Raw genomic sequence first — 14,111 nt, 5'->3', positions numbered from 1 at the left:
GCCCCTGTCGGTGCTGTCCGGCGAGAACCGGCCACTCGGACGGGTGGTGCGCGGGCGGACGCGGGGCGTGTGCGGCGGTTCGTGCAGGGACGAATGCGCCGGGCGCCTCTTGCGAGCCCCACCCGATCGGCCGATGGAATCTCCTGACGGATGTTCATTGATACGTGAGTGACAGGAGTGTGCACATGACGGTGGAAACCGAACCCACCGCGGCCCCCGGCCCAGGCCGCGCGACCGTGGAAGTCCGGGCCCAGCTCAGCCTCAGCACGACCGCGGCGCGGAACCTGGCGACCACGACCAAGTCGAAGCCGCAGATGCAGGAGATCACCTCCCGCTGGCTGCTGAAGATGCTGCCCTGGGTGCAGGTCAGCGCGGGTACCTACCGGGTCAACCGCCGCCTCAGCTTCGCCGCCGGGCGCGGCCGGGTGGGCTTCGCCAAGGCCGGTTCCACGGTGAGCGTGGTCGCCCCCTCGCTGCGCGAGGTGCCGGCGCTGCACGGTTACGAGGACGACGCGGTCCTGGAGGAGTTGGCCCGCCGGTTCGTGCAGCGGGACTTCGCGGTGGGCGACGTGCTGGTGCAGGAGGGTGCGCCGATCGAGGAGGTGTTCCTCGTCGCGCACGGCAAGGTGGACCGGATCGGCACCGGCAAGTACGGCGAGCAGACCGTGCTCGGCTCCCTCGCGGACGGCGACCACATCGGCGACGAGGCGCTCACCGAGCCGAACGGCACCTGGCCGTACACCGTGAAGGCGGCGACGTCGGGTGTCGCGATGGCGTTGCCCTGGGCGGCCTTCCAGGAGCTGGTCGACCGCTCGGACTCACTGCGCGAGCAGCTGCTGGGCTTCGCCGCCGACGCCGCGCAGGCCCAGAACGAGCACGGCGAGGCGCGGATCGACCTGTCGGCCGGCCACGAGGGCGAGTACGAGCTGCCCGGCGCGTTCGTGGACTACGAGCTGAGGCCGCGCGAGTACGAGCTGAGCGTCGCGCAGACCGTCCTCAAGGTGCACACCCGGGTCGCGGACCTCTACAACAAGCCGATGAACCAGACCGAGGAGCAGCTGCGGCTGACCATCGAGGCCCTGCGGGAGCGGCAGGAGCACGAGCTCGTCAACAACCCGGAGTTCGGCCTGCTCGCCAACACCGACTTCGACCAGCGGATCCAGACCCGCTCCGGGGCGCCCACCCCGGACGACCTGGACGAGCTGCTGAGCATGCGCCGGGACACCGACTACCTGTTCGCCCACCCGCGGGCGATCGCCGCCTTCGAGCGGGAGTGCAACAAGGTCGGTGTCTACCCGGCCACCGTCGACGTCCTCGGCAAGCACCGGCCGACCTGGCGCGGGGTGCCGATCTTCCCGTGCAACAAGATCCCGGTGTCCGACCAGCAGACCAGCGCGTTCATCGCGATGCGGGTCGGCGAGGACAACCAGGGCGTGGTCGGGCTCACCCAGATCAACATCCCGGACGAGGTCGAGCCGGGTCTGAACGTCCGCTTCATGGGCATCGACGAGAAGGCGGTCGCCTCCTACCTGGTCAGCACCTACTACTCGGCGGCGGTGCTGGTGCCGGACGCGATCGGCGTGCTGGAGAACGTCGAGCTCGGGCACGCCCGGGGCTGAGCCCGGGCCCCTAGGCCCCGGGGGCGGGCGCGCGCAGCAGCTGCAGTGAGCGCCCGCCCAGGACGACGGCGCCGTGCGGGTACGGCTCGCCCGTGCCTCCCGCCGCCCCGGGCGTGCCTCCCGCCGCCCCGGCCGTGCCGACCGGAGCCTCGGCCGTGTCGATCACCGTCTCGTACGGGGCCTCGGGCGCCGCCCAGGGCTCGCCGGGCAGGGTGAACACCGTGGCCTGGTGGCCCGCGTTGAGCAGCAGCAGGAAGCTGTCGTCCCGCAGCGGCCGTCCGGTGTCGTCCCGTTCGGACATCGCGGTGCCGGACAGCAGCATGCCCAGGCAGGCGGTCGGCGCGAACCAGTCGGCCTCGGTCATCTCCTTGCCCAGCGGGGTGAACCAGGCCAGGTCGGGCTGGCCGCCGGGGGTGGCGGCCCGGCCCGAGAAGAACGCCCGCTGCCGCAGCACCGGGTGGGAGCGGCGCAGCCGGATCAGCCGGGCGGTCAGCTCGGTCAGCTCCCGCCAGCCGGGCTCCGCCAGCAGTGACCAGTCCAACCAGCTGACCTCGTTGTCCTGGCAGTAGGCGTTGTTGTTGCCGCCCTGGGTGCGGCCCAGCTCGTCCCCGGCGGTGAGCATCGGGACGCCGGCGGAGAGCAGCAGGGTGGCCGTCAGGTTGCGCAGTTGGCGCAGCCGCAGCGCGCGGACCGCCGGGTCGGCGGTCTCGCCCTCGGCGCCGTGGTTCCACGAGCGGTTGTCGTCGGTGCCGTCGCGGTTGGCCTCGCCGTTCGCCTCGTTGTGCTTGCGGTCGTAGGAGACCAGGTCGCGCAGGGTGAAACCGTCGTGCGCGGTCACGTAGTTGACGGAGGCGTACGGGCGGCGGCCGCCGCGCTGGTAGAGGTCGGAGGAGCCGGAGAGGCGGTAGCCGAGCTCGCGCACGTCGGGGCGGGCGCCGCGCCAGAAGTCCCGTACGGTGTCGCGGTACTTGTCGTTCCACTCGGCCCACAGCGGGGGGAAGCCGCCGACCTGGTAGCCGCCCGGGCCGACGTCCCACGGCTCGGCGATCAGCTTCACCCGGCTGAGCAGCGGGTCCTGGGAGACGGCGGCGAGGAACGGGTGGTCCATGTCCACGTCGTCGCCGCCGCGCGGGCCGCCGCGGGCGAGGGCGGCGGCGAGGTCGAAGCGGAAGCCGTCCACGCCCATCTCGGCGACCCAGTAGCGCAGCGAGTCGGTGATCAGCCGGATCACCTGCGGGCGGCGGGTGTCCAGGGTGTTGCCGCAGCCGGTGTAGTCGGCGTAGCCGCGCGGGCGGTTCGGCGGAAGGCGGTAGTAGGCGGCGTTGTCGATGCCGCGCAGCGAGAGCATCGGGCCGAGCTCGCCGGCCTCGGCGGTGTGGTTGAACACCACGTCCAGGATCACCTCGATCCCGGCGGCGTGCAGGGCGCGGACCATCCGCTTGAACTCGCCGACCTGGCCGCCGCGCGAGCCGGAGGCGGAGTAGCCGGCGTGCGGGGCGAAGTAGCCGACCGTGTTGTAGCCCCAGTAGTTGACCAGGCCGCGCGCCTGGAGGTGGTCCTCGGTGGCGTACTGGTGGACCGGCAGCAGCTCGACGGCGGTCACGCCGAGGCGGGTGAGGTGGGCGATCGCGGCGGGGTGGGCGAGGCCGGCGTAGGTGCCGCGCAGGTGCGGCGGGATCTCGGGGTGGCGCATGGTGAAGCCGCGCACGTGCAGTTCGTAGAGGACCGTCTCGGCCCACGGGGTCTTCGGGCGGTGGTCGTCGTACCAGTCGTCGTCATCGTGGACGACCACGGCTCTGGGCACGTAGGGCGCGGAGTCGCGGTTGTCCCGGACGGTGTCGGCGACATCGGCCTCCGGCCAGTTGCGGACGGCGGCGCAGGCGGCGTCGTGCGAGGTGTAACAGCCGTCGACGGCGCGGGCGTACGGGTCCAGCAGCAGTTTGGCCGGGTTCCAGCGGGCGCCGGTCCACGGGTCCCACCGGCCGTGCACGCGGAAGCCGTAGCGGGTGCCGGGGCGCACGCCGGGGAGGAAGCCGTGCCAGATCTGGAAGTCCTGCTCGGTGAGGCGGTGCCGGCTCTCCCGGCCGTCCTCGTCGAAGAGGCACAGCTCGACGGCCTCGGCGCCGGCCGCCCAGAGCGCGAAGTTGGTGCCCCGGCCGCCGACTTGGTCGGTCCGGAAGCGGGCGCCGAGCGGCTGCCAGCTGCCGGGCCGCGGTGGCTCGGCTGATGGCTCGACGGTGTGCGGGCCGCCGTCCGGCCTTACCCCGGCTTCCAGCTCCTGCCCTGACGCCATGGCCGTACCCTCCCTGGGTGGGGTGTCCCGGACCCCGTTCACTTCCTCTTTCCCGGATTGCGCAGATCGGAAGCCGCTGAACGGGGGCTTACCGGCGGATGGCGGGCAGGGGATCGCCGGTGGATGGCGGGATTCCGGGCCGCTCGGCGTGTCCCCGGGTCGGCGCCCGTCGTTGTTCCGGGCGTCGGACGCGAACAGTGGGAGGCCCCGGGATGCGGCGCCGAGGACGGGTGTGGGCGCGGGGCGCGGCGGTGGTGGCCTGCTGTCTGGCCGTCCTCACGGGCTGCGGCAGTGGCGGCTCCCCGGCCGCGCCCGACGGGGACGCGGTCGGCTCCGGGGCGCTCACGGCGCCCCCGGCGGAGGCGCCGTCCCGGGCGGTGCTCACCGTGCAGCCGGCCGACGGCGCGCAGGACGTGCAGCCGGAGGGCACGGTCCGGGTGGGGGCCGCGCAGGGCCGGCTGGTGTCGGTCCGGCTGGCCGACGCCAAGGGCACCGAGGTGCCCGGCACGATCACCCCGGACGGCGCGGGCTGGGGGCCCGACGGCCCGCTGCCGCTGGGCACCGCGTTCACCCTGGACGCCGTCGCCGAGGACGACCAGGGCCAGAAGGCCGCCCAGCACTCGGCGTTCTCGACCGTCGCCCGGGCGCACACCTTCGTCGCCTTCTTCACCCCGGAGGACGGTTCCACGGTCGGCGTCGGCATGCCGGTCTCGCTGCGCTTCAGCCGCCCGATCGCCGACCGGGCGGCGGTGGAGAAGGCCGTCCAGGTCAGCGCCGACCCGCCGGTGGCGGTGGCCGCGCACTGGTTCGGCAACCAGCGGCTGGACTTCCGCCCGCAGCAGTACTGGGCGGCCGGCACCAAGGTCTCGGTGGCGCTGCGGCTGAAGGACGTGCAGGGCGCGCCGGGCGAGTTCGGCAGCCAGAGCCGGGACCTGCGCTTCACCGTCGGCCGGGCGCAGGTCTCCACCGTGGACCTGGACGCGCACACCCTGACCGTCCGGACCGGCCAGGGCGGCAAGGTGGTGCGGGTGCTCAAGGTCTCCGGCGGCAGCCCCGACCACTCCACCTACCGGGGGGTGATGGTGGTGTCGGAGAAGTACAAGGTGACCCGGATGAACTCGCAGACCGTCGGCATGGGCGACGAGTACGACATCAAGGACGTCCCGCACGCGATGCGGCTGACCACCTCCGGCACCTTCCTCCACGGCAACTACTGGGCGGACCCCAAGGTGTTCGGCACCGCCAACACCAGCCACGGCTGCATCGGCCTGGCCGACGCCAAGGGCGGCACGAGCAAGGACACTCCGGCGGGATGGCTGTTCGAGCACACCATCGCCGGGGACGTGGTGGAGGTGAAGGGCCCGTCCGGGGACTTCGTGCCGCCGCAGAACGGCCTGAACGGCTGGAACATGCTCTGGGAGCAGTGGGTGGCCGGGAGCGCGCTGCGCTAGCCGGTCCCCGTCCGGCCGCCGTTCCGCTCGCCCTCCGCCCGCCCTTCCTTCACCCGCGGCCGTCTTCACGGCCGGTTCACTCCCGCTCCACCCGACTCCCCCGGGGATTCGCTCGGACGGCCCGGTTATTCTGCTCCGACGCGTCCGCAGCCGGGCGCGAAAGATCGGCGCCCGGTGCAACTCATGGGGGCACTCAACGCGTCAAGAGAGTGAATACCGGGAGGGGAGAAACCGTGAAGACGGGTAAGACGGTCGGCGCCGCGATACGTACCACCAGCCGCTACGGCCGCAGGGGTGCGATGGCGTTGGTCATGGGTGGGGTGTTGCTGCTCACCGCGGCCTGCAACGACGACAAGGGCAGCGGCTCAGGGGGATCCGGCGGGGGCAACGCGGCCGGCGCGCCGGCCTCGGCGGACGCGGGCGGTTCGGGGACGCCGAAGACCTCGGCCGCGGTGATCGCCGTCGAGCCGAAGGACGGTGCCCAGGACGTCCAGCCGACCGGGCTGCAGGTGTCCGTCTCGAACGGCAAGCTCACCACGGTCGAGGTGACCGACAAGGACGGGAAGCCGGTCGAGGGTGCGATCGCCCCGGACGGCACCGGCTGGAAGCCCGCGGCGGCGCTCGCCGTCGGCATGGCGTACAAGGTGAACGCGCAGGCCAAGGACGGGGCGGGCCTGGTGGCCGCGTCCACCACCTCGTTCACCACCCTGACGCCGGACAAGAAGATCTCCACCAACGACAACATCAGCGATGGTGCCACCTACGGCGTCGGCATGATCGTCTCGGTGGAGTTCAACAAGCCGGTCAAGAACAAGGACGCCGTCCTCAAGGGCATCACCTTCGAGACAGGCAACAACACCGTGGTGAAGGGCCACTGGTTCGGCGACAAGCGGGTCGACTTCCGCCCGGAGCAGTACTGGGCGCCGGACACCAAGGTGACCGTCAAGTACCGGTTGAAGAACGTCGAGGTCGCCCCGGGCATCTACGGCGACGTGGACAAGGACGAGCCGTTCACCATCGGCCGTTCGCAGATCTCCACCGCGGACGCCAAGTCGCACCAGATGACCATCGAGCGGAGCGGCCAGAGCACCACCGTGCCGGTCACCCTCGGCGCGGACGCCACGCCGTCCTGGGGCGGGGCCATGGTGGTCATGTCCAAGGAGAAGGTCACCCGGATGAACTCGCAGACCGTCGGCCTCGGCGGCGAGTACGACATCCAGGACGTGCCGCACGCGATGCGGCTGACCACCTCCGGCACCTTCGTGCACGGCAACTACTGGGCGAATCCTTTCGGCAAGTCCAACGCCAGCCACGGCTGCGTGTCGATGCAGGACGTCAAGGGCGGCAGCGACACCTCGGTGGCGGGCAAGTTCTTCAACGACTCGATGGTCGGTGACGTCATCAAGGTCGTGAACACCAAGGAGAAGACCGTCGACCCCTCCAACGGGCTCGGCGGCTGGAACGTGGACTGGGCCAACTGGTAGGCCCTACCCGGAGGTTGGCCCGGCTAGTCCGGGCACTCCGGTGAGTTTGTCGCCGAGCGGTCCGATCCTCACCCGTTGGGGTCGGGCCGCTCGGCTTTCCGGGGCGCGAGTCCCGCGCATGTCGCAACCTTTCCGATGGCCGGGTGCGTGTATCCGGTCGGGTCCGTCGCAGGTCCGTCGTAGGACCGTCGCGGGTTCACGGGGAGTTCGGGGAGTCCAGAGAGAGGGAATCGACGTTGAGGTCGATACGCAGAGTGGTTACCGCCGGCCTGGTCGGCGGGGCGATGGCGCTGACGGCCGCCTGCGGCGGTGGCAGCGGCGGCAGTGGGGGCGGCAGCGCGGCCAAGGCCGACCTGGGGGCCGGTGCGGCCGCATCCAAGCCCGCGGCGGCGCCCACCGGCACGGCGCCGAAGGTCTCGAAGGCCGCGGTGAGCATCGAGCCCAAGGCCGGCTCGGTGGACGTGGCACCGAACGCGATCAAGGTCGGTGCGACGGGCGGCAAGCTCACCACCGTCAAGGTGAGCGACCGGACGGGCCAGGAGGTCCCCGGCACCATCTCCGCCGACGGCGCCTCCTGGACCCCGTCGGCCGCCCTGGCGGTGGGCACCGCCTACCAGGTCAGCGCGATGGCCGCGGACGCCGACGGCGCGGTCGCCACGGCCGACAGCAACTTCACCACGCTGACCCCGACGGCGCTCGCCAAGGCCTCGGACAACGTGGACAACGACGCCACGTACGGCGTCGGCATGATCGTCTCGGTGAACTTCAGCAAGGACGTCAAGAACAAGGACGAGGTCCTCAGGGGCATCACCTTCCAGGCCGACAACGGCACCGTGGTCAAGGGCCACTGGTTCGGCGACCGCCGGCTGGACTTCCGCCCCGAGCAGTACTGGGCGCCCGGCACCAAGGTGGTCGTGCACTACCGCCTCAAGAGCGTCGAGATCGCCCCCGGGGTGTACGGCGGTGACCGGGACGAGCCCTTCACGATCGGGCGATCCCAGATTTCGACGGTTGACGCCGCCGCGCACAAGATGACGGTCGTCCAGAGCGGGCAGTCCAGCGACATCGACATCACCGCCGGCTCGCCCGAACACGCGACCTGGAACGGCACGATGGTCGTCATGGCCAAGGAGGGCGTGGTGCGGATGCAGTCCAGCACCCTGCCCGGCATGACCGGTGTGCCGTACGACCTCCAGGTGCCGCACTCGATCCGGCTCACCGACAGCGGGACGTACGTGCACGGCAACTACTGGAGCAACGTCTTCGGTGAGGACAACGTCAGCCACGGCTGCGTCGGGCTCAAGGACGTCAAGGGGGGCGGGGACAGCACCTCGATGGGCAAGTTCTACAGCGGCTCGATGGTCGGGGACGTCGTGGTCGTGAAGAACTCGACCAAGAAGGAGACGCTCGACCCGTCGAACGGGCTGAGCGGCTGGAACGTGCCGTGGGGCTCCTGGTAGGAGCGGTCGGGGGGTCAACTCGGACTTGACGGAAGTCGGTTCGGGTCGGCCCCCTCTTGCATCCGGCATATGCCGATTCGGGGGAGATCGTTTGCTCATTGTCCGTACGCGCCTGCTTGCGTTCCGCAATGATGGTCCGCATGGCGGGTTGGGGCGAAACAGATCAGTCATCAGTTCCCGGGGCCGGCACGGTCGCCGAGGCGTCCTGGACCGACGTCCAGCGGTCGCTCTCGGCGCTGGAGCGGCTCAGCTCCGAGGAGCTGGAGGAGATGTATTCCGGCAGGCTGTGCGATCAGTCCTCGCCGAACGAGGTACGGCTGCCGTCCCGGCCGGAGTCGGGCCCGGTGGCCCGCCGGCTGGTGCTGTCCGTCCTGGAGTCCTGGGACCTCCACCCGTACCTGGAGGCCGGTGAGTTGCTCACCAGCGAGCTGGTGGCCAACGCGGTGCGGCACGCCGCAGGGCGCACCATCGGCCTGCACGTCAGCCGCAAACCGGGCTGGCTGCGGGTCGAGGTCCGCGACTCCTCCCGGGCGCTGCCCTGCATGATCCTCGCCGAGCCCAGGCCGGTGAACGAGCGCGGCAGGGGGCTGAAGATCGTCGACGACCTCTCCGACCGCTGGGGCGCGGACCTGCTGCCCCGGGGCAAAGGGGTCTGGTTCGAGCTCAAGGTGCGCGAGCGGCCCTGAATTCGGCGGGCCGGCACTGGATCGCGGGCCCTGAAGTCGGCCGGAAAACACGCAGGGCCCCCGAGAGCGCCGTGGTCCGGCGGATGGGGGCCCCTGCAAGTCATCGCGCCGGCCAAGGGGGTGCGTGCCCGCGCGATGGGCGTCGGCAGTGCCAGGTCGGGCCCGCCGAAGTTCGATGCCTTGACTATCGCATGGATCTCAGCATGTGGGCAAACCGGACGGCTTGGAATGCAAGGTTTGTAACCTAGTTCACCTTTGGATTTTGCATAGGTTAACGCCGTCACCTGTGAATATTCATGATCGCGATGATGTGCTCACCGCTTGGCGGGCACGGGCGGCGTGTGTGCGGACGGCCGCGGGGGAGAGATGCCGACGGGGCGGCGGCGGTGCCGCGGGGATGCCACGGCAGGCGCGGCAGAGGCCGCCCAGGAGGGCGTGCGGGCGGCAGGGGGTCCGGCAGTCGGTGCACTCGATGATGCGGGTGGGTTGCGGTTCGGGGCGCGAGCGCTCCGGGGGCATCTTGTCGAGCAGGCGGCGGCGGGTGAACGCCACCGGGCTGTGGACGCCCTCCGGTGGCAGGCCTGCGGTGAGAGCGGCCGTGAAGAGGGCCAGGGTGGCGCCCCGGGCCAGCCACTCGGCGGCCAGTGGTTCCAGGGCCGCGCAGTCGGCGCCGGAGAGCGGGAGACGGGCGTCCGCGATGCCGAGGCCGGCGAGCGCGGCGTAGGCGGGGGAGACAGGGGAGGCGCGTCGCTCCTTCGGGGGATCGGGCGCGTTGTCCGTTGACTCCCGGGGGCTTTCGCCGGTGGCGATGAAGTGGTTCCACCAGGCGTCGCTGCGGGGCGTCCGGGAGAAGTACGTCCGGAACACCCACTGGGGGCGGTCGGCGTTCACGCGCTCGCGGACGCGGCGCAGGTGACCTGCGGCGGAGAGGTTGTTGAGCGCCGTGCGGCAGGCCATCTGGCCGTAGTGCGGGTTGATGGCGGCGAGCGTTTTGACGTCCATGGCGGCGCCGTCGGGCAGGTGGTCGATGAGCGAGGCGAGATACGCCTCGCGCGCCGGAAGATCCGCGAAGTAGCGCGCGGAACGGGGAAGTTGCCCCGGCGCGGACTGCTTGCCGTACCCGGGGGAGGCCATGGCGGTAGAGTCGTGGGTAGCCACAGGATCGAACCCTCTTCGATCGTGCCGGTCAGACCCCCGTTCGGTGTTGGAGCACCGGCGGGGGTCGATTCATTACTGCGCACGCTACACGGAGGAACCGACGGTGGCGCAATGATGGCGATAAGTCATATCTGCTGCTCACAGGGGTGGTTGGTAGGTGGTTACCCACCCATTCAACTAAAGGGTCACTCGGCTTCGGCGGCTTGAGCTTCGGGGGCGAAGGAGACGAACGCGGACCACGCCTCGGGGGAGAAGGCGAGGGTCGGGCCGGCCTTGTCCTTGGAGTCCCGGACGTGGATGGCGGAGGGGCAGGACGCGACCTCGACGCACTCGCCGCCGTCCGGGGTGCTGTAACTGGACTTGACCCAGGAGATGGCCACCTCGACGCAGTTGCCGCCTTCGTAGTCGCTATAGCTGGACCGGAACCACGGCCTTGTGGTGTTCACAATTGCTCCAGTGTCTTCCTGATGAGCTGTGCCGAATCCTGAACATTGAGGGCTTGCGCGCGGATCATCGCGTGGCGTCGGCTGAGCTCGCCTACGAGGCTCGGTTCCGAGTGGAGTGCATTCGTTCCGTGCGTCTCAACGTACGCGTAGTGCTCGTTGTTGATCGTTTCCATGATGGCCAGCGATCCGGAGAGCCCGGAAGGGATCGCGTGCCCGACCGGCACGACCTGGGTTCGAACGTTGCGCGAATGCTCGTCCTCGAGCAGCCGGTGTAGTTGTCGCTTCATGATTTCCTTGCCGCCGACGCAGGTGTGGAGAGCGGCTTCGTAGATGGTGAAGCTGAACAGCACTGTAGGCAGCTTGAGTCGCTCTTGTCGCTTGAGGCGGACTGCAAGGTTCATGTCCACGGTGGCGTCATCCACTGGCGGCATGGTGTGGCTCAGGAGCGTCATCGCATACTCCTTGGTTTGCAACAAGCCTGGGATGTAGAGGGGTTCATAGGAATAGAAAGCCGCCGTTTCCTCCTCGACCTCGCGATAGCTGTCGCTGCGAGCAGGCCTGTCTTCGGGAACAAGGTAGGGGTGGGCGGCCAGCAGCATTCCTCTCGCATTGCACAAATCATCTGCGGCCTGAAGCAACTTGAGCGACGGCTTCCGCCTTCCCGCCTCCATCGACCGCACGCTCTCGATGTCGTAGTGGGCCGCCTGACTCAGCTGCTCCCGGGTCACGCCCGCCCGTTCACGCCACCGCTTGACCTGGTCGCCGCAGTACTTCCACGACATCGGGTTCTGCTTCGGCGTGCTCATCTGCCGTGGCCCCTCCCTGCCCTGGTCAAAGGGCGGTTCAAGCTCGCGCTGTACCAGCGGTGTAACTCCTGAGGCTATGCCCGTCTGTCGACCCTTGAAGGGTGAAGTGGCCGAACTCAGCCCTTGTGAGTGAAGCCGTCCGTACACCCCCTCAAGGAATCTGATGCTCACTCAGCCCGTCGACGCCGTCGAGTGGATGTTCCCCCGCCTGCCCCGCAGCGCCGGCCGTGCCCGGATCCGCTTCCTCCGGATGGCCTTCGAATGGGAGGTGCCCGTCGACTCGGCGGAGACCGCGCTGATCCTCCTCAGTGAACTCGTCACCAACGCCTGCCGCCACGCCCGGTCCCCGCGTGACCGGATGATCGGCGTCCGAGTTCTCCTTCCCACCTCCTCCCTGCTCCGCATCGAGGTCTCCGACGCGAACCCCGAGCTCCCGACCCTCCGCCACGCCACCCCGGAAGACGAGTCCGGCCGGGGCCTCGAACTCGTCGCGGCGCTCGCCACCTCCTGGGGCGCCCACCCCCGGGGTGAGGGCTACATCGGCAAGACCACCTGGTGCGAACTCGCCCTCCCCACCCCGGCCAACCCGCACGACTGACCACCCCGCCACCCGCGCGGGAAGTCGGCCCAGCCGACTTCCCACGCGGGTACCATCGACCCGTGAACCTGTACTGGCACGTCGTACTGCCGCCGCTCAGCGCCTGACGGGCGCGCGCTCCGGTGGCTTGATCCCCTGCGACCCCGGCTCGGCCTGATGGCGGCCGCCGTGGGCTGATGGCGTGCGTCCGTTCTCGGAACCAGTTTCCCGATGGTCTTCGACGACGGAGTTCACGACTGTGCCGAATCGCTTGTTCTCGCCTGCCCGTCCCCTGCCCAAGGCTCTCCGTCGCGCCCGCCCCCGCGCGCTCGGCGGCCCAGTGCCGATACTGCTCGCCGCCGTGCTCTGGGGCACGACCGGGACGGCGGCTTCGCTGGCTCCCGGGGGCGCCCCGGCGGCGGGGATCGGGGCTGCCGGGCTGGTGCTCGGCGGGCTGCTGCTGTTCCTGTCCGACCGCTCAGTCCGCACCCTGCCCCGGGCGTGCGGGCCGCGCGAGCGGTGGCAACTCGCGCTCGGCGCGGTCGCGGTGGCGGGGTACCCGGTCACCTTCTACCCGGCGGTGAGCCGGACCGGGGTGGCGGTGGCGACGGTGATCGCGCTGGGCAGCGCGCCGGTGTTCACCGGGCTGCTCGGGTGGCTCGCCCGGCAGGGGCGGCCGGGTGGGCGCTGGGCCGGGGCCACCGCGATGGCCGTCCTCGGGTGTGCGGTGCTGGTGCTGGGGCCCGAACTCGCCGGGGGCGGCGCCGCGGTGGACGCCCTCGGGGTGCTGCTGGCGGTGCTGGCCGGGCTCTCGTACGCCGTGTACTCGCTGGTCGGCGGGCGGCTGATCGCGGCGGGGCGCCCGTCCGGCGGGGTGATGGGGGCGATGTTCGGCGGGGCGGCGCTGCTGGTGCTGCCGGTGGTGGCCCTCGGGCCGGTGGGGTGGCTGCTCTCGGTGCGGGGCGCGGGGATCGTGCTGTACCTCGCCGTGGTCACCACCTGGCTCGCGTACCGGCTGTTCGGTCACGGCCTGCGGCACGCCACCGCGCAGACCGCCACGACGCTGACCCTCGCCGAGCCCGCCGTCGCCGCCGTGCTGGGCGTGGCGGCGCTGGGGGAGCGTCTGCCGGCCGTCTCCTGGTGCGGGCTCGCGGTGCTGGCCGGCGGGCTGGCCTTCCTCGCGCTCCCCGCCCGCCGGTAAGCGCATTGCCGCAGCACGGGAAGTCGGACCGGCGGACTTCCCGTGCAGCGGGGGGTCAGATGCCGAAGTGGGCGGTGATGCCGTCGAGGACGCAGTCGAGGCCGGTCTCGAACTGCCAGTCGGGGTCGTCCTTGCGGGTGGCCTCGTACAGGTAGCGCTCGTAGCCGGGGTAGCGGCCGGTGTTCATCAGCCAGGTCATCCGCGGGGCGAGGCCGGCCCGGGTCTGGTCGCCGTCGGACCAGCCGTGCTCCCGGCGCAGGTTCTCCAGGGCGACCTCGGCGGCGACCGAGCCGTGCACGTAGCCGCTGACGGCGCGGAACACCGCCATGGTGGTGTCGGCGTCCAGGCCGTGCCCGGCCAGGGCTGCGAACGCGCGCTCGGGGACGGCGAGTTGGTTGGGGGTGAGGGAGAACGGGGTGGCCGTCCGGACCGTCCACGGATGGGCCAGGGTCATCGCCCGCAGGTGGACGGCCAGCGAGCGCATGGCGTCCCGCCAGCCGTCGGCCGGGGTGTCCAGGGGGAGTTGGCCGTACACGAAGTCGACCATCAGCTCGATGAGTTCGTCCTTGCCGGAGACGTATCGGTAGGCGGCCATGGGGGCGACGCCGAGCTCTCCGGCCAGGCGGCGCATGGTGACGGCGTCCAGGCCCTCGGCGTCGGCGATGGCGACCGCGGCCTCGGCGATCCGCTGCGGGGTCAGTGTGGTGCGCGGCGCGGGGGCCGGACGGGCGAGGCGCTCCCAGAGTGAGGCCTGGGCCTTGTCGTCGGCACCCGCGGGGGTGCCCCCGGCGGGTGCCTGCTGAGCGGGCATGGGGCGGGCTCCTTCCGACTGCGGTGTTCCTCACCGTACCACCCTGGCGTGTACGGCGTATCTGAAGCGTACGTCGTATCTGCAGTGGACGGCGTACGCGCCAATGTGTACGTTGTATC

At 70.9% G+C, this 14,111-nt stretch carries 12 protein-coding genes; 7 read left to right on the top strand and 5 right to left on the bottom strand.

What is annotated here, in order from left to right; genetic code table 11:
• Positions 1-185 precede the first annotated feature (185 nt).
• Complete coding sequence (locus ACIBEC_RS05370) at positions 186-1,619, top strand: family 2B encapsulin nanocompartment shell protein (protein ID WP_360498709.1); 1,434 nt, start codon at positions 186-188, stop codon at positions 1,617-1,619.
• A gap of 10 nt (positions 1,620-1,629) precedes the next feature.
• Here ACIBEC_RS05370 and glgX read toward each other — a convergent pair whose 3' ends face one another.
• Positions 1,630-3,912 (bottom strand): glycogen debranching protein GlgX, encoded by a 2,283-nt coding sequence (gene glgX / locus ACIBEC_RS05365; protein ID WP_360498711.1) that lies wholly within the window; start codon positions 3,910-3,912, stop codon positions 1,630-1,632.
• 212 nt (positions 3,913-4,124) lie between these two features.
• Between glgX and ACIBEC_RS05360 the strand changes: the two genes are divergently transcribed.
• The 4 genes from ACIBEC_RS05360 to ACIBEC_RS05345 all read left to right on the top strand — a co-directional run bounded on the left by ACIBEC_RS05360 (position 4,125) and on the right by ACIBEC_RS05345 (position 8,993).
• The gene (locus tag ACIBEC_RS05360; protein WP_360498713.1) at positions 4,125-5,363 is read left to right on the top strand and encodes an Ig-like domain-containing protein; all 1,239 of its coding nucleotides are present in this window, start codon (positions 4,125-4,127) and stop codon (positions 5,361-5,363) included.
• Positions 5,364-5,596: 233 nt separating this feature from the next.
• A complete protein-coding gene (locus ACIBEC_RS05355) occupies positions 5,597-6,847 on the top strand; it encodes an Ig-like domain-containing protein (RefSeq protein WP_360498715.1) in 1,251 nt (416 codons plus the stop codon).
• 254 nt (positions 6,848-7,101) lie between these two features.
• Positions 7,102-8,307, top strand: a complete 1,206-nt coding sequence (locus ACIBEC_RS05350) for an Ig-like domain-containing protein (RefSeq protein WP_360498717.1) — start codon at positions 7,102-7,104, stop codon at positions 8,305-8,307.
• A gap of 140 nt (positions 8,308-8,447) precedes the next feature.
• Complete coding sequence (locus tag ACIBEC_RS05345; protein WP_360498719.1) at positions 8,448-8,993, top strand: ATP-binding protein; 546 nt, start codon at positions 8,448-8,450, stop codon at positions 8,991-8,993.
• A gap of 294 nt (positions 8,994-9,287) precedes the next feature.
• Here ACIBEC_RS05345 and ACIBEC_RS05340 read toward each other — a convergent pair whose 3' ends face one another.
• The 3 genes from ACIBEC_RS05340 to ACIBEC_RS05330 all read right to left on the bottom strand — a co-directional run bounded on the left by ACIBEC_RS05340 (position 9,288) and on the right by ACIBEC_RS05330 (position 11,403).
• Positions 9,288-10,127, bottom strand: coding sequence for a hypothetical protein (locus ACIBEC_RS05340; protein WP_360498721.1), 840 nt, complete (start codon positions 10,125-10,127; stop codon positions 9,288-9,290).
• Between the two features lie 209 nt (positions 10,128-10,336).
• Positions 10,337-10,597 carry a DUF397 domain-containing protein gene (locus ACIBEC_RS05335; RefSeq protein ID WP_360498723.1) on the bottom strand — a complete coding sequence of 87 codons (261 nt, stop codon included), beginning with the start codon at positions 10,595-10,597 and terminating at the stop codon, positions 10,337-10,339.
• Positions 10,594-11,403 carry a helix-turn-helix transcriptional regulator gene (locus ACIBEC_RS05330; protein WP_360498725.1) on the bottom strand — a complete coding sequence of 270 codons (810 nt, stop codon included), beginning with the start codon at positions 11,401-11,403 and terminating at the stop codon, positions 10,594-10,596. Before ACIBEC_RS05330 ends, ACIBEC_RS05335 begins: the two co-directional genes overlap by 4 nt.
• A gap of 163 nt (positions 11,404-11,566) precedes the next feature.
• Here ACIBEC_RS05330 and ACIBEC_RS05325 point away from each other — a divergent pair, with 163 nt between their 5' ends.
• A complete protein-coding gene (locus tag ACIBEC_RS05325) occupies positions 11,567-12,001 on the top strand; it encodes an ATP-binding protein (protein ID WP_360498727.1) in 435 nt (144 codons plus the stop codon).
• 238 nt (positions 12,002-12,239) lie between these two features.
• Positions 12,240-13,181, top strand: a complete 942-nt coding sequence (locus tag ACIBEC_RS05320) for a DMT family transporter (protein WP_396287741.1) — start codon at positions 12,240-12,242, stop codon at positions 13,179-13,181.
• A 55-nt stretch (positions 13,182-13,236) separates the two neighbouring features.
• Here the strand turns inward: ACIBEC_RS05320 and ACIBEC_RS05315 are convergent, their stop codons facing one another.
• Positions 13,237-13,992 (bottom strand): TetR/AcrR family transcriptional regulator, encoded by a 756-nt coding sequence (locus tag ACIBEC_RS05315; protein ID WP_360498730.1) that lies wholly within the window; start codon positions 13,990-13,992, stop codon positions 13,237-13,239.
• Positions 13,993-14,111: the final 119 nt, after the last annotated feature.

Origin of the sequence: Kitasatospora sp. NPDC051164 (genome assembly GCF_044455625.1) — a bacterium.
Classification (GTDB): Bacteria; Actinomycetota; Actinomycetes; order Streptomycetales; family Streptomycetaceae; genus Kitasatospora.
The sequence above is the reverse complement of the archived record's forward strand: the minus strand, read 5'-3'. Positions and strand labels throughout refer to the sequence as shown.